Raw genomic sequence first — 23,359 nt, 5'->3', positions numbered from 1 at the left:
CGTCAGGACATGGATGTCCGTTCGGCGCGGGCCCACGGAGCGTCGTCGGAGTGAGGGTATTCCGACGAAGGAGGAACCCAACCAGGAGCAAGCACCCTTGGTTACTTGGGGTGCTTTTCCAAGTAACTCGCCGAAGGCGAAACGTCTGCCGTTAGGCAGATGCTCTTGATCTAGCCATCTGACACCACCCATCTGATCCGTATTTATAAGCCTTACCTGAATCTGTACTGAAACAGCGGCAACCCCCAAGATCACTTCACTCCCGGCAGACCGATCACGCCCGACCGGTCCCCATCACCCGGCCCGAAACCCCTAGTACTTCATACTTGCGTAGGAGAACCCCATGGCCAAGCTCGCCATCTTCCTGTTCGGCTTTCTCGCCCTGACCCTCATGATCGGCGCGCTAGCCACAATCTCCCCGACCTGATCCCGACCTGACACCCTCCGCGCTCCCCGCAACCTGACGGCAGACACACGCTCTGCCGTTTCCGCATTCCCCTGAGAAACGTGAAACCTCAAACCCCCAAACCCCCAAACGCCCAAACGCCATTCATCCGCCAACCCCCATCCCCACCCTTGACGCCTATTTGTAACGGGACAATACTCAACGCAGATTCATATAGATGACTACATAACTACAACAGCGAAGCGCCTCCATGAACCGACTTTCCAGCGATGTCCGCTTGCCGCTCTACCAACGCCTGCGAGACCAGCTCGCCGAACAGATCGCCAACAACCGCTGGCGCCCGGGCGAAGCCATTCCTACCGAAGCTGCGCTGTCCAGCGAGTACTGCCTGTCCACCGGCACCGTGCGCAAAGCCATCGACATGCTGGTCAACGAAAACATTCTCGAACGCCAACAGGGCCGCGGCACCTTCATTCGCCGGCCGCAGTTCCAGTCCTCGCTGTTCCGCTTCTTCCGCTTTCAAAGCGTCTCCGGCGAACGCCAGGTGCCCGAAAGCCGCATCCTCTCCATCGAAGCCGTCACCGCGCCCTCGGCCGTTTCCCACGCCCTCGGTCTGCCGCTGGACGCGCCGGTGATTCGCCTGATCCGCCTGCGATTGCTCGACGCCCAGCCCGTGCTCGCCGAAGAAATCTGGTTGCCCCAGGTGCAGTTTCAGACCCTGCTGGAAATCGACCTCAGCCGCCAGGGCCCGCTGCTCTATCCGATCTACGAAGAGCAATGCGGCCAGGTCGTGGCCTACGCCGAAGAAACCCTGACCGCCGAAGCCATCAACGACACCCACGCCCGCTTGCTGCAGGTGCCGGTCAACAGCCCGGTGGTGGTGATCGAGCGTCTGGCGCGCAACTACGCCGGACAACCGCTGGAATGGCGCCGTTCGCGCGGCCATGCCAGCCACTTCCGCTACAGCGTCGACATCCGCTGAAGCGCCGCTGAGAAATCCGAATTCTGCACCCAAGCCCGTCACTCAGAACGGGCTCTACAGCACCTGCTGCTTCACACTTATAAGGACAAAAACCATGTTCAACTGGTATCGCCACGTCACTCCTCGGGAGCGCAAAACGTTTTGGGCCTGCTTCGGCGGATGGTCGCTGGACGCCCTGGAAGTTCAGATGTTCGGCCTGGCGATTCCGGCGCTGATCGCCGCCTTCGCGTTGACCAAGGGTGACGCCGGCCTGATCAGTGGCGTGACGCTGATCACCTCGGCCCTCGGCGGCTGGGTCGGTGGCACGCTGTCCGACCGCTACGGCCGGGTGCGCACGCTGCAGTGGATGATCCTCTGGTTCTCGTTTTTCACCTTTCTGTCGGCGTTCGTCACCGGCTTCAGCTCGCTGCTGATCGTCAAGGGGCTGCAGGGTTTCGGCATCGGTGGCGAGTGGGCCGCAGGCGCGGTGTTGATGGCCGAAACTATCAACCCGAAATACCGTGGCAAGGTCATGGGCACCGTGCAGAGCGCGTGGGCGGTGGGCTGGGGCCTGGCCGTCGGCGTGTTTACCTTGATCTATTCGTTCGTGCCTCAAGACATGGCCTGGCGGGTGATGTTTCTGGTCGGCCTGCTGCCGTCGCTGCTGATCATCTGGGTGCGCCGCAACGTCGAGGAGCCGGACAGCTTTCAGCGCCTGCAAAAAGACAACGCCATCCCGCAGAGCTTCTTCAAATCCCTGGCCGGCATCTTCCGCCCGGAACTGATCCGCGTGACGCTGCTCGGCGGCTTGCTCGGCCTCGGCGCCCACGGCGGTTATCACGCGGTGATGACCTGGCTGCCGACGTTCCTGAAAACCGAACGCAATCTGTCGGTGCTCAACTCCGGCGGTTACCTGGCAGTCATCATCGTCGCCTTCTGGTGCGGCTGCATTGCCAGCGGCTTTCTCATCGACCGCATCGGCCGCCGACTGAACATCGTGCTGTTCGCCCTGTGCTGTGTCGTCACTGTGCAGTGCTATGTGTTCCTGCCGCTGACCAACACACAAATGCTGTTCCTCGGTTTCCCGCTGGGCTTCTTCGCCGCCGGCATTCCGGCCAGCCTTGGCGCGCTGTTCAACGAGCTGTATCCGGCTGACGTGCGCGGGGCAGGGGTGGGCTTTTGCTACAACTTCGGCCGTGTGCTGTCCTCGGTCTTCCCGTTCCTGGTGGGCCACATGAGCGAATCGATGTCGCTGGGTTCCGCCATCGGCATCGACGCCGGGATCGCCTATGGCGTCGCCGTGATTGCCGCGTTGTGCCTGCCGGAAACCCGCGGTCGCAGCCTGGAAGCCAGCCCTACTGCCGGCGCCGTCGCAGACACTCGCAGCGAAACCGCCCGCGCCTGATTTCCCCTTCCGCGCGGCGCCTGTTGCGTCGCGCATTTTTTGATAGATGAGATCCATGTCCGACCTCTTTTCCGTCTCCCCCCCGTCGATCCTTGGCATCGACGGCCACGCACACGTCTTCAGCAGGGAGCTGGACCTGACATCGGCACGACGCTATTCACCCGAATACGACGCCACGCTGGCGATGTACCGGGATCAACTTCACCAGCACGGCCTGAGCCATGGCGTGCTGGTGCAACCGAGTTTCCTCGGGACCGATAACCGTTACTTGCTCGACGCCCTTCAACAGGCGCCGGATCAACTGCGTGGCGTGGTGGTGGTCGACCGCGACATTAGCCGTGCCGCGTTGGACGAGATGGACCGGCTGGGCGTCGTTGGCGTGCGTCTGAACCTGATGGCCAAGGCGCTGCCGGACTTTTCCGAACCGCAGTGGCAGGTGTTCTTCGGGCACATCGCCGTGCTCGACTGGCATGTAGAAGTGCACCGCCACGTCGCCGATATGCCTGCGCTGCTGGCCGGGCTGATGCCGTTCGGCATGAAGATCGTGATTGATCACTTTGGTCGGCCCGACGCCCGCCTGGGCCTCAATCAACCGGGCTTTCCCCAGATGCTGGAGCTGGGCCGGAGCGGGCAACTGTGGATGAAAGTCTCGGGCATTTACCGGCTGGAGGGCAGCGCGCAAGAGAACCTCGATTTCGCCCGTGCCGCGCTGTCGTTGCTGGTCGACGCTTTCGGTCAGCAGCGGCTGGTCTGGGGCAGTGATTGGCCCCATACCCAGCATGAAAACAGTGTCAGCTATAGCTCTGTGGTCGAGCAGCTGCAGGCGCTGGGCTGCTCCGCGCCATTGATGCGCTCGTTGCTCATCGACGCACCTCAGGTGCTGTTTGATTTCCCGCCGACCGAGGCCTGATCCGACCGAGGCCTGATCCGGCTTCAGGCGCGCGTTTCTCGCCGTTGATCAGGGCCGGCTGATGTGCGGCCGGTCGGGATCGTCGCCGGGGCTGTGAATGCTGATCCGGCGGGCCTTGGCCCCTTGGGGTTCGACCCGCAGCAGGAAGACGATCAGCAAACCATTCTTGAAGGTCGCGCCCTGTACCTCAATGTGATCGGCCAGATGGAAGACCAGCCGGAACGGCCCATGGGCGATGCCCTGATGCAGGTACGTCACGCCGCCATCGGTCTGGGCTTCAGCCCCGCAAACGGTGAGCACGTTTCTTTCCAGGGTCAGGTCGAGGTCAGCGGCCGCAAGCCCGGCTGTGGCGATCACGATTCGGTAATGATCCGTGCCGTATCGTTCGACGTTGTGAGGGGGGCCGCTGGCGTTTATTTCGCTGTGCAAGGCAGATTCAAAAAAATCGTTGAAGCGATCAAAGCCCACTGATTGCCGGAACAACGGGGCCAGTGAAGCGGTGGTGGCCATGCCTGAATCTCCTGGAGATTGCCACGGTGATCAAGACGCCGGTCGACGCCGGCTCTGCACTTGATGCTGTTGTTAGAGTTGAGCTCAAGCGCCAGAAAATACAAGCACCTCCGTTAAATACTCCGCCAACAGAACCGCTCTATCGTCGCCCAAACATTTGCCTATTAGACGGCTGGCCAGAGTCGTCTAGTCTTGTGCGAGTGCTAGCCTGGGCTGTCTCGCTGATGGCCGAAAAAGTAAAAAGTAAACAAGAAGGTGAGTAGACCATGTCGACTGAATCGAAATGCCCGATCAACCACGCAGCCGGAGGCGGAACCACAAACCGTGACTGGTGGCCGAACCAGCTGAACCTCAAGATCCTGCACCAGCACTCGCCATTGACTGACCCGATGGGCGAGGGCTTCGACTACGCCAAAGAATTCAAGAGCCTCGATTTCGCAGCCGTCAAACGCGACCTGCTGGAAGTGATGACTCAATCCCAGGAGTGGTGGCCGGCCGACTTCGGTCACTACGGTCCGCTGTTCATTCGCATGGCCTGGCACAGCGCCGGGACCTACCGCACCGCTGACGGCCGTGGCGGCGCAGGGGCCGGGCAGCAGCGCTTCGCACCGCTCAACAGCTGGCCGGACAACGTCAACCTCGACAAGGCTCGCCGCCTGATCTGGCCGGTGAAGCAAAAGTACGGCAGCAAGATTTCCTGGGCCGACCTGATCGTGCTCACTGGCAACGTCGCGCTGGAGTCCATGGGCTTCAAGACCTTCGGTTTTTCCGGTGGGCGTGCCGATGTCTGGGAACCGGACGAAGCTGTTTACTGGGGCGCTGAAACCACCTGGCTGGGCGGTGAAGACCGTTACGGCGCGCACAAGGACATGCAACAGCCGGGCGAGGGCACGCTGGTTGCGGAGCCGGAGCACCACAGCGAAGAACAGACCCGCACCGCCAACGGCGAGCGCAACCTCGAGAACCCATTGGCCGCCGTGCAGATGGGCTTGATCTATGTAAACCCGGAAGGGCCGGAAGGTGTGCCTGATCCGGCGGCGTCGGCTCGGGACATCCGCGAGACGTTCGGTCGCATGGCCATGAACGATGAGGAAACCGTCGCCCTGATCGCTGGCGGCCACGCCTTCGGCAAGACCCACGGTGCCGGTCCCGCTGACAACGTCGGCCCTGAACCGGAAGCTGCAGGCCTTGAAGCACAAGGGCTGGGCTGGCGCAGCACCTATGGCTCCGGCAAGGCCGGCGATGCCATCACCAGCGGGCTTGAAGTGACCTGGACCTCCACCCCAACCCAGTGGAGCAACGAGTACCTGGAAAACCTGTTCGGCTTCGAGTGGGAGCTGACCAAGAGCCCGGCCGGCGCCCATCAGTGGAGACCGAAGAATGGCGAGGGCGCGGGCAAAATCCCCCATGCCTTCGACCCGGCCAAACGCCAGGAACCGCGCATGCTGACGTCCGATCTGGCGCTGCGTGTGGACCCGGCTTACGAGCAGGTCTCCCGACGCTTCCTGGAAAACCCTGACCAATTGGCCGATGCCTTCGCCCGCGCCTGGTTCAAGCTGACCCACCGGGACATGGGCCCGCTGGCCCGCTACCTCGGCCCGGAAATGCCAGCCGAAGAGCTGCTGTGGCAGGACCCGATCCCCGAGGTCAACCACCCGCTGGTGGACGCCAATGATGTAGCTGCGCTGAAGGAAAAAATCCTGGCGTCCGGGCTGTCGGTTTCGCAGCTGGTCGGCACGGCCTGGGCGGCGGCGTCCACCTTCCGTGGTTCTGACAAACGCGGCGGTGCCAACGGCGGCCGTCTGCGTCTGGCCCCGCAGAAAGACTGGGCGGTCAACCAGCCGGCCAATCTGGCTGGCGTGCTGCAAACCCTGGAGCGCGTTCGCGACGAATTCAACGGCGCCCAGTCCGGCGGCAAGCAGATTTCGCTGGCTGATTTGATCGTTCTCGGCGGCAGCGCGGGTATCGAGCAGGCGGCGAAAAATGCCGGTCATCACGTCACTGTGCCGTTCACCCCAGGCCGTATGGATGCTTCCCAGGAGCAGACCGACGTCGAGTCGTTCGGCTTCCTTGAACCCATCGCCGACGGTTTCCGCAATTACCTCAAGGGCCATTACCGCGTCTCGGCAGAGAAGCTGCTGGTCGACAAGGCGCAGTTGCTGAACCTGACGGCACCGCAGATGACCGTTCTGATCGGCGGATTGCGCGTTCTGGATATCAATGCCGGGCACAGCCAGCACGGCGTCCTGACCGAAAGGCCGGGCACGCTGAGCAACGACTTCTTCAAGCACCTGTTGGACATGGGCGTCGAGTGGAAAGGCGTGTCGGGCGGCGACCAGCTGTTCGAAGCCCGCGACCGCAACACCGGCGCCGTCAAATGGACCGGCACCCGGGTCGACCTGGTGTTCAGTTCACACGCTCAATTGCGGGCCGTGGCGGAGGTCTACGCCAGTGCTGACGGGGAAGAGAGGTTCATCCAGGACTTCGTCGCCGCGTGGACCAAAGTGATGGAGCTGGACCGCTTTGATCTTGCTTGAGGTCAGGTGTTTTTAGCCTTCAGCGCGTCATAACCAACGCCTCCCTTGTGGAGGCGTTATTTTTTGCGAGAGGGCTCGAGTCCGTTCAGCCGCCAGAGAAATTGGCTGAATGTCCGGGCCTCTTCGTGAGCAAGCTCACTCCCACAGATCCGGGAACAACCGGAAATCCCGGGCCAAGCCACCATCCCGTGGGAGTGAGCTTGCTCACGAAGGCTGCTTGATGGGCAATGAATCAGGCAGGTTATTGTTATGTGTTGGCACCCCATCAAACAGTTCATTTACAGACTCTCCGAACTCTACCCCCGAACCTGGCAACCAAATGGCGTCCCACAGCGGATAATCTCCCACGCGGTTTACCAACCCTGCCCGCATGGGATTGGCCACGATGTAGCGGGCGAAGTGAATGAGATCATCCTCATGGCGCGCAGCGGCATCGTGATACCCAGACTGCCAGAGTGGTCCGTGTTTGCCGGTGACCCTGTTCACTGAAATGGCGGTCTTTGACTTGACTCGCTGAACAATGCTTGCAAGCGAGCCATGCTGAAGCTTCACTAACCAATGAAAGTGGTCAGGCATCACAACCCATGCCAGCGTTTTTGCGAATCCGCACTCCTGCACATCTCTCATTTCCCTGACGAGCAGCCGGCCCACTCGCCAGTCCCTGAAGTCATTTCTCATACAGTCGAGCCGGGAGGTGACCAGATAGATCCTCCCTGTCTCTGAATACCGCCCCGTGCGCAAGCTGTGGGAACGAGCTTTCGTGGTCATGATGTTTACCTCGGCTTCGGGTGCACACACCACGTTAGCTGCTTCCTGAACTGCGCTGATGAGGGTGTATTGCGCGGTATGTCCTGTAAACCCGCAAAAACCCGAACGTGCGAGCGAGCTTGCTCGCGAAGACTTACTTTCAGCCGGCAGAGAAAGTGGTTGAATGCCCCGGCCCCTTCGTGAACAGGATTGAGCGCCACCCCGGTCACTCCCACAAGTCCTGCAGCAACCGGAGATTTCGAATCAGCCCACCATCCCGTGGGAGTCGAGCTTGCTCGCGAAGGCTCACTTTCGGCCACCCGAGAAAGTGACTGAATGCCCCGGCCCCTTCGTGAGCAAGCTCACTCCCACAGGTCCAACGAACTGGCCGAAATATCGAGCCGAACCACCATCCCGTGGGAGTCGAGCTTGCTCGCGAAGACTTACTTTCAGTCACCAGAAAAAGTGGCTGAATGCCCCGGCCCCTTCGTGAGCAAGCTCACTCCCACAGGTCCAACGAACTAGCCGAAATATCGAGCCGAACCACCATCCCGTGGGAGTCGAGCTTGCTCGCGAAGGCCCACTTTCAGCCACCAGAGAGAGTGGCTGAATGCCCCGGCCCCTTCGTGAGCAAGTTTTACAGCAACCGGAGATTTCGAATCAGCCCACTATCCCGTGGGAGTCGAGCTTGCTCGCGAAGGCTCACTTTCAGCCGCCAGAGAATGTGGCTGAATGCCCCGGCCCCTTCGTGAGCAAGCTCACTCCCACAAGTCCCCCGAACTGGCCGAAATGTCGAGGCAGCCCACTATCTGGTGGGAGTCGAGCTTGCTCGCGAAGACTGACTTCCAGGCACCAGAGAAAATAGTTGAATGCCCCGGCCCCTTCGTGAGCAAGCTCACTCCCACAGGTCCAACGAACTGGCCGAAATATCGAGCCGAATCACCATCCCGTGGGAGTCGAGCTTGCTCGCGAAGACTGACTTTCAGGCCCAAAGAAGGTGGCTCAATGTACCGGCCTCTTCGTGAGCAAGCTCACTCCCACAAGTCCTGCAGCAACCTTAGATTCCGAGCCGAACCACCATCCCGTGGGAGTCGAGGTTGCTCGCGAAGACTTACTTGCAGCCACCAGAGAACGTGGCTCATTCACCGGCCTCGTGAGCAAGGTAGAGCGCCACCCTGGTCACTCCCACACAGGCGATGATTCACCCGCTTTTCCACCCCCCACCCAACGCCGTCATCAGCCCGACACTGGCCTGCAACCTATTGGTCTCAACCACCTGCAACCGCCGTTGTGCCTGAAGCGCCGCGGTTTGCGCGGTCACTACATCCAGGTAACTCGCGGCCCCGGCCTGGTAGCTGCTCATCGCCATCTGTTCGGCGTTTTGCGCGGCGTCGACAGCGGCGTGCTGGTCATCGGACTCGCGCTGCAGATCGCGCAGCTGACCCAGATTGTCTTCCACCTCGCGCACAGCCTTGAGCACCTGGCTGTGATACTGCGCGGCGGCCTCTTCAAACTCGGCCTTGGCTTGCCGCTCGTTGGCGCTGCGGCGGCCGCCGTCGAAAATCGGCAGGTTGACCAGCGGCCCCAGCGCCCAGTAACGATTGGCTGCCGCCAGCAGATTGCCGCTGCCCTGGGTTTGCCCGCCGAGCAGGCCGGTCAGGCTGAAGTCCGGGTACCACGCCGCTTTCGCCACGCCGATGTTGGCGTTGGCGGCGAACACGCGACGCTCTGCGGCGGCGACGTCGGGGCGTTGTTGCAGCAGGCTGCCGGGCAAGGCGTGGGGGATGCCGGGCAGTTTCAGCGGTTGCGCGTTCTGGGCCAGATGAACATCTCCGGGCATCGCGCCCACCAGTTCGGCGATGGCGTGTTCGCTGAGGTCGCGCTGGGCGTTGACGTCATCGAGTTGCGCACGGGCTTCGGCGAGCTGGCTTTGTGCACGGGTCAGGTCCAGTGCCGACGCGATCTTGCCCTCGTAGCGATCGCGGGTCAGTTGCAGGGCCTGGGTGTAATCGTCCAGCGAGGTCTGCAGGATGCGGCTCTGCGCGTCCAGCCCGCGCACCTGCACATACAGCGTCGCCAACTGGCGCTGCAGGCTCAGGCGCGCGACCGCCAGATCGTCCGCCGAGGCTTGGGCCTGGGCATCACCAGCCGCTACTTGATTGCGGATTTTGCCCCATAGGTCCGGATCGAAATTCAGGCTGAAACCGGCGGTGTCGCTGTCGTAGACCGAGGGTTGCGTGCCACCGCGCAATGGCCGGCGATCCGACTGCCGCTGACGAACCGGGCTCAGGCTGGCGTTGACCTGAGGCATAAGGCCCGCGTGCAACTGACCCGCATACGCCAGCGCGGCGTCGTAATGCGCCAGCGCGGCGGTCAAATCCGGGTTGGCATTGAGCAGCCGTTGTTGCAGATCATTCAGTTGCGCGTCCTCGAACGCTTCCCACCACTGGGCTTGCACCGTATCGGCAGGCTGCGCCGGATGCCAGGGACCGGCGTCCTCGGCGAAATGCGCGGGCAGTTGAACCGCCGGCGCCTGATAAACCGGTGCGAGCGAACAGCCCTGCAGCGTCACGGCGATGGCCAGCGCCAGCGCTTCAAGCCTTGTGCGCATGGTCACCTCCGGCGTCCGCCAATTGCACGGCATCGTTCTCCCGCAGCGCATCGGGCGGGTTATCGATGACGTGATCGGCCGGTTTGAGGCCTTGATCGATGATCAGCCGGTCCCCTAGATCCATCGCGATGTGGATGTCGCGCAGGTGCACATGGCCGGCGCCATCGAGGGTGGCAACCTGGGTGCCTTTGGCGCGGAAGATCAGCGCGCTGGCCGGAATGCTCAGCCCGCCGCTGGCGCTGTTTACCGGCAGCGTGGCGTCGGCGTAGTCGCCGGGCATCAGCGCGCCGTCCGGGTTGTCGGCGATGAACTGGGCCAGCAGGGTGCCGGAACGCGGATCCACCGCCGTGGAGTCACCCAGCAACGTGGCCGTGTAGGTCTGCCCCGGATGCTCGGGCACGCTTAGCTGAACCCGCATGCCGGGGCGGACCACGCTGGCGTAGTTCTGCGGGATCGGCACGTACAGCCGCAGGCGATGGGTGTCGGCGAGGCTGAACAGCGGGCGGGCGCCGCCGTCATCGGCTTTGATCAACTGACCGATGTCGGTGTTGCGCGCGGTGACAGTGCCACTGAATGGCGCGCGAATGGTCTTGTATTCCTCCAGCGCCACGATCCGTTGATAGTCAGCCTCTGCCGCCTGCACGTCGGCATTGGCGGCAATGGCGGTCGAGGCTTTTTCATCCACTTCCTGTTGCGACACCGAGTGGGTGGTCAGCAGGTGCTGCCAGCGTGCCCCCGTGGTCTGGGCAATGCGCGCGTTGGCGTGTTGCTGGGCCAGACGCGCCCGGGCCTGAGCCAGTTGCTGGTCGAGCTCGGGGCTGTCGATGTGGGCCAGTACCTGACCGGCCTGCACATGGCTGCCGATGTCGGCGTCCCAGTCTTTCAGGTATCCGCTGACCCGCGCGTTGATCGCCGCATTGCTCCAGGCCTCAAGGCGCGCGGGCAGGCGCAAGGTGTTGCCTTGGGCGCTTTGGGTCGGCACGACAACGCTGACAACGGGCACCGATTGCCGCTCGGTCCAGGCGTCGACGGCGTGTGCCTCGCGGGTGCGTGCGGCCAGGCCATTGGCGACCAGCAGCGCCGCCAGGGTCAGGCCGCCAATGCCGAACAACATCAGGTGTTTGCGCGAAGGGGCGTGTTCAGACGACATGGGGTGTTTCTCCATCAGGGGCATTCGCAGGCAAGGGTGTTGAGTGGCGGTGGACGAGGCTGAAGACCACCGGCACGAACAGCAGGGTCGCGGTAGTGGCGAGGATCAGGCCGCCGATCACCGCACGGCCGAGCGGGGCGTTCTGTTCCTGGGAAATCGCCAGCGGCAGCATGCCGATGATCATCGCCAGCGCGGTCATGCACACCGGGCGGAAGCGCGTGTAGCCAGCCTCCATCGCGGCGAGCAGGGCATCGCCGTGTTCGGCCAGGCGCTCGCGGCAGAAACTCACCACCAGAATCGAGTTGGCGGTGGCCACGCCCATGCAGAGGATCGCCCCGGTCAGCGCCGGGACCGACAGCGACGTGCCGCTGAGAAACAGCATCCAGACGATGCCGGCCAGCGCGGCGGGGAGGGCGGTGATGATCACGAACGGATCGATCCACGATTGGAAGTTGACCACGATCAGCAAGTAGATCAGCACCACGGCGCCGAGCAGCCCCAGGCTCAGGCCGCTGAAGGCTTCATGCAACGCGTCGATCTGGCCGTGCAGGCTGACCGTCGCGCCTTTGGGCCGCAGGTGCGCGGTGTCGTCGATGACCTTCTGGATGTCCGCCGCCACCCCGCCGAGGTCGCGGCCCTGCACGTTGGCGAACAGGTCCAGGGTCGGCTGAATGTTGTAGTGGGTGACCACCGCCGGGCTGTCGACGCGGCGGATGGTCGCCAGGCCGCCGAGAATCTGCGACTGCCCGTTGCTGCCGGTAATCGGCAGGGCTTCGAGGCTCGGCAGGCTGTCGAGACGGTATTGCGGTGTCGCGGCGACCACCGAATACGAGACGCCGTTTTTCGGGTTCAGCCAGTACGTCGGCGCCACCTGGGAGGTGCCGGCCAGGGACGCGCCGAGGCTGGTGGTCACGTCTTTTTCCGTGATCCCCAGTTGCTTGGCGCGCAGCCGATCAACGTTCACCTGCAACGACGGGTAACCGGTGGATTGCTGAATGCGCAGGTCGGCGATGCCCGGCACATGCTGCAAACGGCGCTGCAGTTCCAGTGCGTAGGCGCGGTTGGCGTCGCCGTTGGGGCCGGAGATTTTCAGGTCCAACGGAGCCGGGGCGCCGAAGTTGAGGATCTGGCTGCTGATGTCGGCAGGCATGAAGGCGAACTGGCTGCCGGGGAAGCTTTGCGGCAAGGCTTCGCGCAGGCGTTTGACGTACTCAGCGGTTGGCGCGTGATCGGCCTTGAGGGTGACCTGAATGTCGCCATCCTGCGGTCCGATGGTGCCGCTGCTGCTGTAGGCCATGTCGATGCCGCTCAGGGGGATGCCGATGTTGTCGATCACCGTGTCCAGCTCATCCGCCGGGATGATCTCGCGGATGCGCTGCTCGATGCGGTCGAACGCCGCCGCGCTTTCCTCGATCCGCGTGCCCAGCGGCAGGCGCACGTGCATCGACAGCGCGCCGGCGTCGGTGGCCGGGAAGAAGTCTTCGCCCAGGCTCGGCAGCAGCGCAAAACTGGCGAGCACGCAGGCGAGAAAGCCGATGAGGAATGACTTGCGCCGCTTCAGCGCCAGGCCCAGCAGGCCGTGGTAGGTGTCGCGAATCGCTGAGAAACGTGCCTCGAAACCCTGCTGAAACCTCAATGCGCCGCGCAGGACCAGGTTGCGTTGTCGGCCATGCTGATCGCCTTCGTGGTGATTGATGAACGGGTCTTCCGGGTGATGCCCGGCGCCGGTCTCCAGCACGTGGGGTTTGAGCAGAAACATCGCCAGGGTCGGCACCAGGGTGCGCGACAGCAGGAACGAGCTGGCCATGGCGAAGATCACCGCCAGCGCCATGGGCCGGAACAAATAACCGGCGATCCCTTGCAGCATGAACATCGGCACGAAGACGATGCAGATGCACAGCAGCGACACGAACGCGGGGCCGACGATCTGTCGCGCGCCATCCATGATCGCGTCCTTCACCGCCTTGCCCTGTTCCAGGTGCCAGTTGATGTTCTCGATGGTCACCGTTGCGTCGTCCACCAGGATCCCCACGGCCAGCGCCAAGCCGCCGAGGGTCATCACGTTCAGGGTTTGCCCGGTCACGGAAAGCAGGGCGATGGCCGAGAGCACGGCCAGGGGAATCGACGCGGCGATGATCAGCGTCGAGCGCCAACTGCCGAGGAACAGCAGGATCATCACGCTGGTCAGCAAGGCGGCGATGATGCCTTCCCGGGCCACACTCCCCACCGACGCTTTGACGAACACCGAGGCGTCGCCCAGCAGCGAGGTTTTCAGCGCTGGCGGCAGCGTCTCGTTGATCAGCGGCAGCATGTTGCGGATGTCGTCGACGATGGACAGGGTCGAGATGTTGCCGTTCTTCAGCGCCGGCATCAGCACGGCGCGACGGCCGTCAACGCGCACGATGTTGGTCTGCGGCGGCGAACCGTCGCGCACGTGGGCCACTTGGCCGATGGTGATCAGCGCGCCGTCGACGGTCTTGATCGGCAGGTCATTGAGTTCGTCGATGGCCTTGGGGCTGTTGTTGAGCAGCACGGTGTATTCGTCGCCGCCCATCTTCGCCGTGCCCACCGGGATGATCTGGTTACCGGCGGCCAGTGCGTTGCCGACGTCTTGCGCCGACAGGCCGTTGGCGGCCAGCGCCTGGGGATCGAGGTCCAGGGTGATCTGCCGCTGCTTGCCGCCCATGGGCGTCGGCATCGCCAGCCCCGGCACCGCACTCAGCGGCAGCCGGACGCTGTTCTGCACCAGATCGCGAATCTTCGCTTCCGACAGCGTCGGGCTGGAAAACGCCATCTGCAGGATCGGCACGGTCGAGGCGCTGTAGTTGAGGATCAGCGGCGGTGTGATGCCCGCCGGCATTTGCTTGAGCACGGTCTGTGAGACCGCGGTCACTTGCGCGTTGGCGGTGCGGATATCCACGCCCGGCTGGAAGAAAATCTTGACGATGCCCATGCCGGGCAGCGACTGCGACTCGATGTGTTGGATGTCGTTGACCGTGGTGCTCAGCGAGCGCTCGTAGGTGTAGATCACCCGACCGGCCATGGCGTCCGGCGACAGCCCGGCGTATTGCCAGACCACCGCGACCACCGGAATGCCGATGTCCGGAAACACATCGGTGGGCGTTTTAAGGGCCGCCATCGGCCCGACAATACAGATGAAAATCGCCAACACGATGAACGTGTACGGCTTTAGCAATGCAGTCCTGACCAGCCCGAGCATGCCGTAAACCTCCCATTTCGAATGGGCGCAGTGTTGGTGGACGTACCTAACACGCGGCTTTCAGCCAGATGAACAAAACGTTAGTGCGGTGAGCAGGTTGCTTTCATGCTGGATTCATTTGTTGTTCATCCGCGGCCAACGCACCCTGCGCCCCTCGAAATTCCACCCTGCACATCAGGGTTTTTTTCAACTGCCGAGGTCGTGTCATGAAAGCCAAATCGTTATTGCTGGTTCCTATGTTCAGTCTGGTCGCGGTGCTGTCCGCCTGCGCCGGTCCCATGCCCAAAGCCGACCCGAGCGAGGCGTGGATCAGCTTGCAGGAACAGCCCGCCGACGTGCTGATGGCCGAGGACCTGGACGGCAAGCGCCTGAATGACGGGCGCTTCTTCGAAGTCAAACCCGGCGCCCATACCCTCGACGTCAACCTGATCGTGGAGCGCAGCGGCGACAACGGAGAGATGAACTGCGAGACCGGCATCCAATACGGCCAGTTCCAGGCGGGTGAGCATTACAAACTGGTGGAATCCAGTCTGGGCGAGGAATACCGGGTGAAACTTGAAGATGCGAAAGGGAAGTCGCTGGGGCACAGCGTGGACTTCACGTGCATGCCGGGGTGAAGGGAAGGCTGCTTTGTGGTTCGGGTGATGTCGCGCACTGTCACGCGGCACACCTGATCCATGCGGGAGCTTGCTCAAGAAGACGGTATTCCGGCTGCCGGATAATGCGCGGCTGTACCGGCCTATTCGCGAGCAAGCTCGCTCCCACAGGATTCGTGTTTCCTGCGTGGCAGTGTGCACGAATCCACATCCGTGAATGCTCACCAGCGCGTTCTGTTTCGTTTTGTGACGTCGGATAGGCGCAGTCGAAGCGCCCGTGAATACTGCGCGGCGCTGGACTGTCGCGACTTCATAAAAGGATGGGTGACTGTGGATACGGATGATCGACGGATATCAGAAGAGGCTGTTGTGTTTGCCAAGGCGAACAGGAAGGAGATTGCGAGGAGGCTGACGGATCCATTGGTTTACGTGCCTGATGACTGTCCCGTCTCAATCTTCATGGCGGGATCCCCGGGTGCAGGAAAGACGGAGACATCCATCGAATTCATGAACAGATTCGAGTCTTCTACCGTGCGGATCGACCCTGATCTTCTGAGGGCAGAGATTCCGACGTATACAGGTGGAAATGCCTACCTTTTTCAACATGCGGTTTCAGTGCTGGTCGAGAAACTTCACGACCAGGCACTGAAGCAAAAGCAGTCATTTCTACTGGATGGGACGTCAGCGAATTTCGATATTGTCGCGCGAAACATCCGTAGGTCCGTTGGGCGCGGAAGATTTGTGCTCATCATCTACGTGTATCAGGACCCTGCACTGGCCTGGAGATTCGTCACCGCAAGAGAGCAAGTCGAGGGGCGCAACATCCCGCTAAGCGAATTTGTCAGGCAATACTTCAGCGCAAGGGACGCAGTAAACCGCCTCAAAAGCGAGTTCGGTCATGCGGTCACCGTTGATGTGCTTCTTAAAAATGACAAGGGCGGGACTCGGTTGTATCAGGAAAATGTTCAGCGTGTTGACGACCACATCCCTGAAAACTACGATCCAGCGTCACTACTCAGGATGCTGAATGCACACGAGGGATTGAAATGAGTTCGCCTGACAAGCCTTTACCAAAACTGAAAAGGACCCTTTCCGACTTCGTCCGCAACGCCACCTTCGAGGAGAAGGAACGGGTTTATCTGGAGGTCATGGAGAAAGCCTGGGCGCGGCAGGAAAAGATCATCGAGCAAGCCCGGAAAATGTAACGCCCCCCAATAACAAAGCCGCCCTTGAGGCGGCTTTGTCGATTTTGCTTGCAGCTTGCAGCCCAAAGCCCCACCCCTTCACCCCAACGCCAGCACCCGTCGGCATTCCAGCACCAGACTCGCGCCCCCGGACGGGCTGCTGCCGATGCGCAGTTTGAAGCCGTGCAGGTTGACGATCGCGGCGACGATGGATAATCCCAGGCCGAAGCCGCTTTGCTGATTGCCGTTTTCGCTGCGGTAGAAGCGCTTGAACACAGCCTCGCGTTCGGCATCGGGGATGCCGGGGCCTGTGTCCTGAACTTCGATGAAGGTGGTTTCCCCTTCGGCGCGGGCGATGAGCAGGACTTGCCCGCCCGGCGGGGTGAACTTGATCGAGTTGCTCAGCAGGTTCGACAGCGCCTCGAACAGCAGCGCGCGGTCACCCACCAGCGGCGGCAGGTGCTCGGCGACTTTCAGCTGCAAGGAGACGCGGCCTTCTTCGGCCAGCGGCAGGTAGAAATCGTGCAGCTCCTGCAACAGCGGCTGCGGATCGAGCTGACCGAAAGCCGAACGCCGCTGGTGATCTTCCAGCTCTGAAATCCGCAGCAGCCCGCGAAAGCGCGCCATCAGCGTGTCGGCGTCGGCGATCACCTGGGCCATTTGCTCGCCCAGCGCCGAATCTTCCGGGGACTGCTGCTGAATCCGGTACAGCTGCGCGCGCAGCCGGGTCAGCGGGGTACGCAGGTCGTGGGCGATGTTGTCGCAGACGCCCTTGACCTCGTTCATCAGGCGCTCGATGCGGTCGAGCATGGCGTTGACGATGTCGGCGAGCATGTCCAGCTCGTCGCGGCGGTCCGACACCGGCAGGCGGCGGGCCAGATCACCGGTGACGATGGCCTCGGCGCTGGCCTGAATCGCCCGGATGCGTTGCAGCGGCCGGCGTCCCAGCAAGTGCCAGCCAGCGATACCCGGAATGATCGTCAGCGAAATACCCCACAGCAGCGCGCGCAGAATCAGCGTGGTCACGGCGAACAGCGAACCGTTGTCGCGCACCAGAATCAGCCAGCGATCATCCAGCGTATGGATCGCCACAGCGTCGCAGCCCGAGCTGGGCAGGTCTGGGTCATCGGAATCGATGCAGGTGGCCAGTTCCTGAATTTCCCCGGTCAGCTTTAGGCCGTCGGGAATGCTCTGGATCGGGCCGCTGATGGGGTTCATGTCCTTGTCGAACAGCCCGTAGGCGTCGACTGAACGCATGTCGAATTTGTCGCTGGTGCGCAACGCGTCGTCCAGCTGTGCGCCTTCGAATCGCGAGAACAACTGCTGGCGCTGCATCAACGAGTGGCGGGCGAGGGTGTTGAGGTAACTGGTGACTTCCCAGTACAGCACCCCCATGAGGATGCTGCTCCAGGCCACAAACAGGAAACTGTACAGCGCCAGCAGCCGGCTGCTGGAGGAGCGCCAGCCCTTAGACGGGTTCGGCAATGACATAACCTGAGCCTCGAACGGTACGTATCAGCGGCGTCAGGGTAGGGGGATCGATTTTCTTGCGCAAGCGACCGATGTGCACGTCGATCAGGTTGGTGCCGGGGTCGAAGTGATAACCCCAGACTTCTTCGAAAATCATCATGCGGGTGATGATCTGCCCGCTGTTGCGCATCAGGAATTCCAGCAGCTTGTATTCGGTCGGCAGCAGGTTCAGCGGCTGCCCGGCGCGGCTGGCTTCACGGGTGATCAGATTGAGTTCGAGGTCGGCGACCTTGAGCATGGTCTCGGCCTGGGTTCCCGGATTGCTGCGGCGCAGCAAGACTTCCACCCGGGCGGCCATTTCGTCGGAGGCGAAGGGTTTGGACAGGTAATCATCCCCACCCGCGCGCAACCCGCGCACGCGCTCATCTACATCGGACAGCGCGCTGATCATCAGAATCGGCGTGGCGATACCCAGGGCGCGCATGGTGGTAACAATCGCCAGACCGTCGACTTCCGGCAGCATGCGATCGAGGGTGATCAGGTCGTAATCGCCGCTGACCGCGCGGACCAGGCCCTCGCGACCGTTGTCGACCCAGTCCACCTGCAGGCCATGGCTGCTCAGTTCGGCAACGATTTCCTTCGCGGTGACGGCATCGTCTTCGATTGTCAGAATTCGCGTCATGTGAGATCAGGGCCACGTGAGAGGACAGAAGGCTGCATTTTGCCTTTAAACGTAGTCCGGATTTCTTAAAAATAATTTAAGAAGGGCATGAGGGGCTTTTTGGTGCTAGCAAGCGCGCCGGGGGGAGGGGGCAGGCGCTCGATTCCTGACAGGTCAGCGATCAGTGTGGGAGCGACCGGGGTGGCGCTCCACCTTGCTCGCGAATGCGTTGTATCAGGCGACCCTTGACTGTCAGGTCCGACGCCTTCGTGAGCAAGCTCACTCCCACATGACCTGTGTCAGACTCACGTACACCGGTCACCCCCATATGACCAGTGTCAGACCTAGGCACAATGGTCACTGTCACATTTCCTACCGCTTCAAGCGCCTTTTCGATCGGACTCAGCTTTGGGCTGACGCAGCTCTTGCTTAAGCTTTTCGTCCAGCGCTTTCTTCTGGCCTTTTTTGTCCGGCGTTTCGCCTTCGCTGCGGATCTGCGCATGGCTGATCAACGCGAAGATGAAGCTGCCGCCGATGATGTTGCCACCCAGGGTCGGGCCTGCGAATGTCAGCCAGAAATCCTTCCATGGCAGCTCGCCGGCGAACACCAGATACGAGACTTCCGCCGAGCCGACCACGATGTGGGTGAAATCCCCCAGCGCCATCAGGTAGGTGATCATCACGATGATGGCGACCTTGGCCGATTCCATGGACGGGATCATCCACACCATGGTGGCGATCATCCAGCCGGAAATAATGCCTTTGGCGAACATCTGCCCGCTGTCGTTCTCCATCACCTTGCGGCCGATTTCGAGGAAAGCCTGGTCGGTCTTGGTGTCGAAGATCGGCAGGTGCAGCATGACGTAGGCCACCAGCAGCGTGCCGCACAGGTTACCTACCAGCACCACGGTCCACAGCCGCAACAGGCGGACGACGTTTTTCAGCGTCGGCTTGCTCATCACCGGCAGCACGGCGGTCAGGGTGTTTTCGGTGAACAGTTGCTGACGGGCGAGGATCACCGCCAGAAAGCCTGCGCAGTAGCCGAAGCTGGCGATGACTTTGAAGCCTTCGGCATCGGGCAGGCGAGAGTTCAACAGCCCCATCGCCATCAGCGACAGGCCCATGGTCAGCCCGGCCGCGAGGGCCGACCAGAACAGCGCCGCGACGTTGCGCTCCAGCTCCTGATCGCCCTGCATGCGGATCGTTTCGTGGAGGACGGCGGCGCGGGGCGGCTGGTTTTCATCGATGTCGCGTTCTTCTTCCGCCGTGAGGCCGGGGGTCTTGCCGTCTGGTTCGTGTTCCATGGCGATCCTTTGGATGATTCAGTGCTCTTGGGCAGAGCATTCTGCTTTCGATGTTCGAGGGAGGCGGCGGCTGGCGTGCACGTGCTTGCTGCGCGGCGCTGCTGCTTGAGACACAATCCGTCACCCGTCGTTCGCCAACGGCGCCAGCCTTTTCACTGACCCGGGAGCCCCCCCTTTGAGCCTTCACATCCGCGATGCCACCCGTGACGACGCCGCCGTCATCCTGGGCTTCATCACCGAGCTTGCGATCTACGAAAAAGCCGAGCACGAGGTCAAGGCCAGCGTCGCTGACATTGAGCAAAGTCTGTTCGACGAAGCTTCGCCGGCCAAGGCGCTGATCTGCCTGCTGGACGGCCAGCCCATTGGTTTCGCAGTGTACTTCCTGAGCTATTCCACCTGGCTGGGCCGCAAGGGCCTGTACCTTGAGGATCTGTACGTGTCCGCTGCGCATCGGGGCGCCGGTGCCGGCAAGAAACTGCTGCGCCATCTGGCCCGGATCGCCCATGACAGCGGCTGCGGTCGTCTTGAATGGAGCGTGCTGGACTGGAACCAGCCGGCGATCGACTTCTACAAATCAATCGGCGCCGAGCCCCAGGACGAGTGGGTGCGCTACCGGATGGAGGGGGAAGGGTTGAAACGCTTTGCGTTGGGGCAGGATTGAGGCCTATTGCTGTAGGAGCTGCCTGCGGATGCGGACACCCACAGGTCCTACGAACTGGCCGAAATATAGAGTCAGTCCACTATCCCGTGGGAGTGACCGGGGTGGCGCTCCACCTTGCTCGCGAAGACTGACTTTCAGCCGCCGGAGAAAGTGGCTGAATGTCCCGGCCTCTTCGCGAGCAAGCTCACTCCCACAAGTCCTGCAGCAACCTGAGATTCCGAGGCGCACCACCATCCCGTGGGAGTCGAGCTTGCTCGCGAAGACTGACTTTCAGCCGCCGGAGAAACTGGCTGACCGTCCCGGCCTCTCCGCGAGCAAGCTCACTCCCACAAGTCCTGCAGCAACCTGAGATTCCGAGGCGCACCACTATCCTGTGGGAGTCGAGCTTGCTCGCGAAGACTGACTTTCAGCCGCCAGAGAAAGTGGCTGAATGTCCCGGCCTCTTCGAGAACAACCTCACTCCCACAGGGGGCTGTGTGTTTATTCAGTGAGCTCTGCACTGTCGATCCGGTTGACGCCCGCCAGGGCCATGTCTTTCCAGGCCTGGTCCAGCGAGCCGTTCAGGTCGATGGCCTTGCACGCGTCGGCGATCACCCAGGTGTTGAAACCCGCCGCCCGGGCGTCCAGCGCGGTCCAGGCCACGCAGAAATCCAGGGCCAGACCGACCACGAACACGCTGTCGATACCACGCTCGCTCAGATACCCGGCCAGCCCGGTGCGCGTCGTGCGGTCGGCTTCGACGAACGCGGAATAGCTGTCGATCCCGGCGTTGCAGCCCTTGCGCAGGATCAACTGCGCGTGGGTGATATTCAGGTCCGCGTGCAATGCAGCGCCGTGGCTGCCTTGCACGCAGTGATCGGGCCACAGCGTCTGCGCGCCGTAGGGCAGGGTGATGCTGTCGAACGGCGCCCGCCCGGCATGGCTGGACGCAAACGACACATGCCCGTGCGGGTGCCAGTCCTGGGCCATGACCACATTGCGAAACTGCGCGCCGAGGCGGTTGATCAGCGGCACCAGCGCATCGCCTTCGGCCACGGCCAGCGCGCCGCCGGGCATGAAGTCGTATTGCATGTCGATCACCAGCAACGCGGCGCGGGAGTCGGAGGGCAAGCGGGAAAGCGGCGTGGTCATCATCTGAGCCCTTGATGCAGTGCGTCTTGAGGCTGGGTCTTGAGGCAATGAGTGAAAATCGCGGTCAGGCAAACACGCGGATCGGCGCGCCGGCGTGCCAGGCCTGAATGTCTTCGATCATCTGGCTGAAGAACATCCGGTAGTTGTTCTCGGTCACGTAACCCACGTGAGGCGTGGCGAGCACGTTGGGCAGCGTGCGGAACGGATGATCGGCCGGCAACGGCTCGACGCTGTAAACGTCCAGCGCGGCGCCGGCGATTTTCTTCTGCCTGAGCACCTCAATCAGCGCTTCTTCGTCGACGATCGGCCCGCGCGCGGTATTTACCAGATAGGCCGTTGACTTCATGCGCTTCAGCGAATCGGCATCGACCAGCCCGCGACTGCGCTCGCTGAGCACCAGATTCACCGACACCACGTCCGCTTGCTCGAACAGTGCCTGTTTGCTGACGTACGTCACGCCATGCTCGGCGGCGCGTTCGGCTGTGAGGTTCTCGCTCCAGGCAATGACCTTCATGTCGAAGGCCTTGCCGTAGCGGGCGATCTTCTGGCCGATGCTGCCCAGGCCGACGATGCCCAGGGTCTTGCCGTACAGGTCGCTGCCGATGCCGATCTGCCAGTCGCCCGCGCGCAGGGAATTGGCTTCGTCCACCAGGTTGCGGGTCACGCCCATGATCAGCGCCCAGGTCAGTTCCGGCGCCGCGTACTTGTAGCTGTCGGTGCCGACCACAGTGATGCCCAGGCGTGCGGCGGCCTTCAGGTCCAGCGCCGCGTTGCGCATGCCGCCGGTGACCAGCAGTTTCAGGTGCGGCAGTTGACTGAGCAGGGCGTCATCGAAAATCGTGCGCTCGCGCATCACGCAGAGGATCTGGAAGTCTTTGAGGCGGGCGACCATGGCGTCAGTTTCGGCCGGGTAGTCATGCAGAAAACTGACCTCGCCGATCGGCTTCAATACGGTCCAGTCCACAACGTTTTCAGCGACCGATTGCCAGTCGTCGAGTACGGCAATCTTCAACCCGGAATCCTGAGTCATTGAGCGAGACCTCGTTCAGCAGCGATGTTGGATTTTGTGGCGCTCACAGTACGCCTGCCTGCACGGCTCTGGAAGCCCGAAACCGCTTGGAATGGGCTTCTTTGTGGGAGCGAGCTTGCTCGCGAAGATGCCAGTACCTGCGCTAAATGTCAGTTAAACAACCCGGCCGCGATGTTGATCGAGAAACCCAGAATCGAGGTGTTGAATACAAAGCCGATCAGCGACTGCGCCAGTACCACTTTGCGCAGACCGCGGGTGGCGACGCCGACGTCGGAAGTCTGCACGGCGACGCTCAAGGTGAAGGAGAAATACAGAAAGTCCCAGTAGTCCGGGTTCTCCTCGCCATCGGCAAAGCGCAGCGCCGGCTTGTCGCCCCGCCAGGTGTAGAACACCCGGGCGTAGTGCAGGCTGAAGACCACGCCGATCAGCAGCCATGAGCCAAGGATGGTGAAGCCGGTGAAGGCGTAATGCAGCGCTTTGTCGGCGTCCTTCATGTCCTGAATGCCGGCCAGCTCCAGGATGATCGCCGCCAGGCTGGCAATCGCCGCCACGCAGACGACGAACAGGACCACGCCGGCGTTCTCGTCCTCGATTTCCGCGACCCGGCGCACGTCATCCGCGCTGGATTTGAAAGTGCGGCGCATGATCATCGCCATGTACAGCCAGCCGGCGACGTTCCAGCCGATCAGGCATTTGCTGATCACTGAAATATCCGGGGCGACGAACACGCTGGCGATACCGGCGGCGACGCCGACGAGGGTGGCAATGGTCAGGCGAGGGTGGGTCTTGGCAAGGCGGGACATGGAGGACTTCACGGCAGTGAGATGCGCGAACAGTAGCACGCAGCCGCTATGGGAGATGATGA

The 23,359-nt window shown here is 62.2% G+C and carries 18 protein-coding genes and 1 pseudogene; 8 read left to right on the top strand and 11 right to left on the bottom strand.

Annotated features, from left to right (window positions below; genetic code table 11):
* The first annotated feature begins 656 nt into the window (after nucleotides 1–656).
* The 3 genes from ACYASU_RS05375 to ACYASU_RS05365 are packed head-to-tail and all read left to right on the top strand — an operon-like array spanning nucleotide 657 to nucleotide 3,682.
* Entirely contained in the window at nucleotides 657–1,388 is a 732-nt protein-coding gene (locus ACYASU_RS05375) for a GntR family transcriptional regulator (RefSeq protein ID WP_192172330.1), read from the top strand.
* Nucleotides 1,351–2,772 carry an MFS transporter gene (locus ACYASU_RS05370; protein WP_463582169.1) on the top strand — a complete coding sequence of 474 codons (1,422 nt, stop codon included), beginning with the start codon at nucleotides 1,351–1,353 and terminating at the stop codon, nucleotides 2,770–2,772. Before ACYASU_RS05375 ends, ACYASU_RS05370 begins: the two co-directional genes overlap by 38 nt.
* Before the next feature lie 55 nt (nucleotides 2,773–2,827).
* Entirely contained in the window at nucleotides 2,828–3,682 is an 855-nt protein-coding gene (locus tag ACYASU_RS05365; RefSeq protein ID WP_463582168.1) for an amidohydrolase family protein, read from the top strand.
* Nucleotides 3,683–3,730: 48 nt separating this feature from the next.
* Here the strand turns inward: ACYASU_RS05365 and ACYASU_RS05360 are convergent, their stop codons facing one another.
* Nucleotides 3,731–4,192 carry an Hsp20 family protein gene (locus ACYASU_RS05360; RefSeq protein ID WP_282372645.1) on the bottom strand — a complete coding sequence of 154 codons (462 nt, stop codon included), beginning with the start codon at nucleotides 4,190–4,192 and terminating at the stop codon, nucleotides 3,731–3,733.
* A gap of 266 nt (nucleotides 4,193–4,458) precedes the next feature.
* Between ACYASU_RS05360 and katG the strand changes: the two genes are divergently transcribed.
* Nucleotides 4,459–6,729 (top strand): catalase/peroxidase HPI, encoded by a 2,271-nt coding sequence (gene katG, locus ACYASU_RS05355; protein WP_463582167.1) that lies wholly within the window; start codon nucleotides 4,459–4,461, stop codon nucleotides 6,727–6,729.
* A 312-nt stretch (nucleotides 6,730–7,041) separates the two neighbouring features.
* Here katG and ACYASU_RS05350 read toward each other — a convergent pair.
* The 4 genes and pseudogenes from ACYASU_RS05350 to ACYASU_RS05335 all read right to left on the bottom strand — a co-directional run.
* Nucleotides 7,042–7,497 (bottom strand): annotated as a pseudogene (locus ACYASU_RS05350) (REP-associated tyrosine transposase); the annotation flags it as partial.
* Between the two features lie 1,180 nt (nucleotides 7,498–8,677).
* Nucleotides 8,678–10,087, bottom strand: a complete 1,410-nt coding sequence (locus ACYASU_RS05345; RefSeq protein WP_463582166.1) for an efflux transporter outer membrane subunit — start codon at nucleotides 10,085–10,087, stop codon at nucleotides 8,678–8,680.
* Complete coding sequence (locus ACYASU_RS05340; RefSeq protein ID WP_463582165.1) at nucleotides 10,071–11,237, bottom strand: efflux RND transporter periplasmic adaptor subunit; 1,167 nt, start codon at nucleotides 11,235–11,237, stop codon at nucleotides 10,071–10,073. Before ACYASU_RS05340 ends, ACYASU_RS05345 begins: the two co-directional genes overlap by 17 nt.
* Nucleotides 11,227–14,457 (bottom strand): efflux RND transporter permease subunit, encoded by a 3,231-nt coding sequence (locus ACYASU_RS05335; protein WP_463582164.1) that lies wholly within the window; start codon nucleotides 14,455–14,457, stop codon nucleotides 11,227–11,229. Before ACYASU_RS05335 ends, ACYASU_RS05340 begins: the two co-directional genes overlap by 11 nt.
* A gap of 206 nt (nucleotides 14,458–14,663) precedes the next feature.
* On the opposite strand from ACYASU_RS05335, the gene ACYASU_RS05330 reads away from it, so the two are divergent.
* The 3 genes from ACYASU_RS05330 (at nucleotide 14,664) to ACYASU_RS05320 (ending at nucleotide 16,258) form a co-directional block, all read left to right on the top strand.
* Entirely contained in the window at nucleotides 14,664–15,074 is a 411-nt protein-coding gene (locus ACYASU_RS05330; RefSeq protein WP_463582163.1) for a PA0061/PA0062 family lipoprotein, read from the top strand.
* Nucleotides 15,075–15,383: 309 nt separating this feature from the next.
* Nucleotides 15,384–16,103 carry a zeta toxin family protein gene (locus ACYASU_RS05325; protein ID WP_463582162.1) on the top strand — a complete coding sequence of 240 codons (720 nt, stop codon included), beginning with the start codon at nucleotides 15,384–15,386 and terminating at the stop codon, nucleotides 16,101–16,103.
* The gene (locus ACYASU_RS05320; RefSeq protein WP_192172339.1) at nucleotides 16,100–16,258 is read left to right on the top strand and encodes a hypothetical protein; all 159 of its coding nucleotides are present in this window, start codon (nucleotides 16,100–16,102) and stop codon (nucleotides 16,256–16,258) included. Before ACYASU_RS05325 ends, ACYASU_RS05320 begins: the two co-directional genes overlap by 4 nt.
* Nucleotides 16,259–16,336: 78 nt before the next feature.
* Here the strand turns inward: ACYASU_RS05320 and ACYASU_RS05315 are convergent, their stop codons facing one another.
* The 3 genes from ACYASU_RS05315 to ACYASU_RS05305 form a co-directional block, all read right to left on the bottom strand.
* Nucleotides 16,337–17,728 (bottom strand): sensor histidine kinase, encoded by a 1,392-nt coding sequence (locus ACYASU_RS05315; protein ID WP_192172340.1) that lies wholly within the window; start codon nucleotides 17,726–17,728, stop codon nucleotides 16,337–16,339.
* A complete protein-coding gene (locus ACYASU_RS05310) occupies nucleotides 17,706–18,389 on the bottom strand; it encodes a response regulator transcription factor (protein ID WP_062387311.1) in 684 nt (227 codons plus the stop codon). Before ACYASU_RS05310 ends, ACYASU_RS05315 begins: the two co-directional genes overlap by 23 nt.
* Nucleotides 18,390–18,748: 359 nt before the next feature.
* Complete coding sequence (locus ACYASU_RS05305) at nucleotides 18,749–19,672, bottom strand: formate/nitrite transporter family protein (protein ID WP_192172341.1); 924 nt, start codon at nucleotides 19,670–19,672, stop codon at nucleotides 18,749–18,751.
* Nucleotides 19,673–19,847: 175 nt separating this feature from the next.
* On the opposite strand from ACYASU_RS05305, the gene ACYASU_RS05300 reads away from it, so the two are divergent.
* Nucleotides 19,848–20,333 (top strand): GNAT family N-acetyltransferase, encoded by a 486-nt coding sequence (locus ACYASU_RS05300; RefSeq protein WP_463582161.1) that lies wholly within the window; start codon nucleotides 19,848–19,850, stop codon nucleotides 20,331–20,333.
* 480 nt (nucleotides 20,334–20,813) lie between these two features.
* On the opposite strand, the gene pncA is transcribed toward ACYASU_RS05300, so the two are convergent.
* The 3 genes from pncA to ACYASU_RS05285 all read right to left on the bottom strand — a co-directional run bounded on the left by pncA (nucleotide 20,814) and on the right by ACYASU_RS05285 (nucleotide 23,297).
* Nucleotides 20,814–21,464, bottom strand: a complete 651-nt coding sequence (pncA, locus tag ACYASU_RS05295) for a bifunctional nicotinamidase/pyrazinamidase (protein WP_463582160.1) — start codon at nucleotides 21,462–21,464, stop codon at nucleotides 20,814–20,816.
* Between the two features lie 64 nt (nucleotides 21,465–21,528).
* Entirely contained in the window at nucleotides 21,529–22,494 is a 966-nt protein-coding gene (locus ACYASU_RS05290; protein ID WP_463582159.1) for a D-2-hydroxyacid dehydrogenase family protein, read from the bottom strand.
* Between the two features lie 149 nt (nucleotides 22,495–22,643).
* Nucleotides 22,644–23,297, bottom strand: coding sequence for a DUF1345 domain-containing protein (locus tag ACYASU_RS05285; RefSeq protein ID WP_423573946.1), 654 nt, complete (start codon nucleotides 23,295–23,297; stop codon nucleotides 22,644–22,646).
* Nucleotides 23,298–23,359: the final 62 nt, after the last annotated feature.

The organism is Pseudomonas sp. HP_12 (genome assembly GCF_055283955.1).
Note: the sequence above shows the minus strand (reverse complement) of the source record. Positions and strands in the feature narration are given on the sequence as shown.

What these genes read in the sequence shown, in the direction of transcription:
- ACYASU_RS05375 (WP_192172330.1), top strand. Translation starts at nt 657, where the DNA reads ATGAACCGACTTTCCAGCGATGTCCGCTTGCCGCTCTACCAACGCCTG.
- ACYASU_RS05370 (WP_463582169.1), top strand. Translation starts at nt 1,351, where the DNA reads ATGCCAGCCACTTCCGCTACAGCGTCGACATCCGCTGAAGCGCCGCTG.
- ACYASU_RS05365 (WP_463582168.1), top strand. Translation starts at nt 2,828, where the DNA reads ATGTCCGACCTCTTTTCCGTCTCCCCCCCGTCGATCCTTGGCATCGAC.
- ACYASU_RS05360 (WP_282372645.1), bottom strand. Translation starts at nt 4,192, where the DNA reads ATGGCCACCACCGCTTCACTGGCCCCGTTGTTCCGGCAATCAGTGGGC.
- katG (WP_463582167.1), top strand. Translation starts at nt 4,459, where the DNA reads ATGTCGACTGAATCGAAATGCCCGATCAACCACGCAGCCGGAGGCGGA.
- ACYASU_RS05345 (WP_463582166.1), bottom strand. Translation starts at nt 10,087, where the DNA reads ATGCGCACAAGGCTTGAAGCGCTGGCGCTGGCCATCGCCGTGACGCTG.
- ACYASU_RS05340 (WP_463582165.1), bottom strand. Translation starts at nt 11,237, where the DNA reads ATGTCGTCTGAACACGCCCCTTCGCGCAAACACCTGATGTTGTTCGGC.
- ACYASU_RS05335 (WP_463582164.1), bottom strand. Translation starts at nt 14,457, where the DNA reads ATGCTCGGGCTGGTCAGGACTGCATTGCTAAAGCCGTACACGTTCATC.
- ACYASU_RS05330 (WP_463582163.1), top strand. Translation starts at nt 14,664, where the DNA reads ATGAAAGCCAAATCGTTATTGCTGGTTCCTATGTTCAGTCTGGTCGCG.
- ACYASU_RS05320 (WP_192172339.1), top strand. Translation starts at nt 16,100, where the DNA reads ATGAGTTCGCCTGACAAGCCTTTACCAAAACTGAAAAGGACCCTTTCC.
- ACYASU_RS05315 (WP_192172340.1), bottom strand. Translation starts at nt 17,728, where the DNA reads ATGTCATTGCCGAACCCGTCTAAGGGCTGGCGCTCCTCCAGCAGCCGG.
- ACYASU_RS05310 (WP_062387311.1), bottom strand. Translation starts at nt 18,389, where the DNA reads ATGACGCGAATTCTGACAATCGAAGACGATGCCGTCACCGCGAAGGAA.
- ACYASU_RS05305 (WP_192172341.1), bottom strand. Translation starts at nt 19,672, where the DNA reads ATGGAACACGAACCAGACGGCAAGACCCCCGGCCTCACGGCGGAAGAA.
- pncA (WP_463582160.1), bottom strand. Translation starts at nt 21,464, where the DNA reads ATGACCACGCCGCTTTCCCGCTTGCCCTCCGACTCCCGCGCCGCGTTG.
- ACYASU_RS05290 (WP_463582159.1), bottom strand. Translation starts at nt 22,494, where the DNA reads ATGACTCAGGATTCCGGGTTGAAGATTGCCGTACTCGACGACTGGCAA.
- ACYASU_RS05285 (WP_423573946.1), bottom strand. Translation starts at nt 23,297, where the DNA reads ATGTCCCGCCTTGCCAAGACCCACCCTCGCCTGACCATTGCCACCCTC.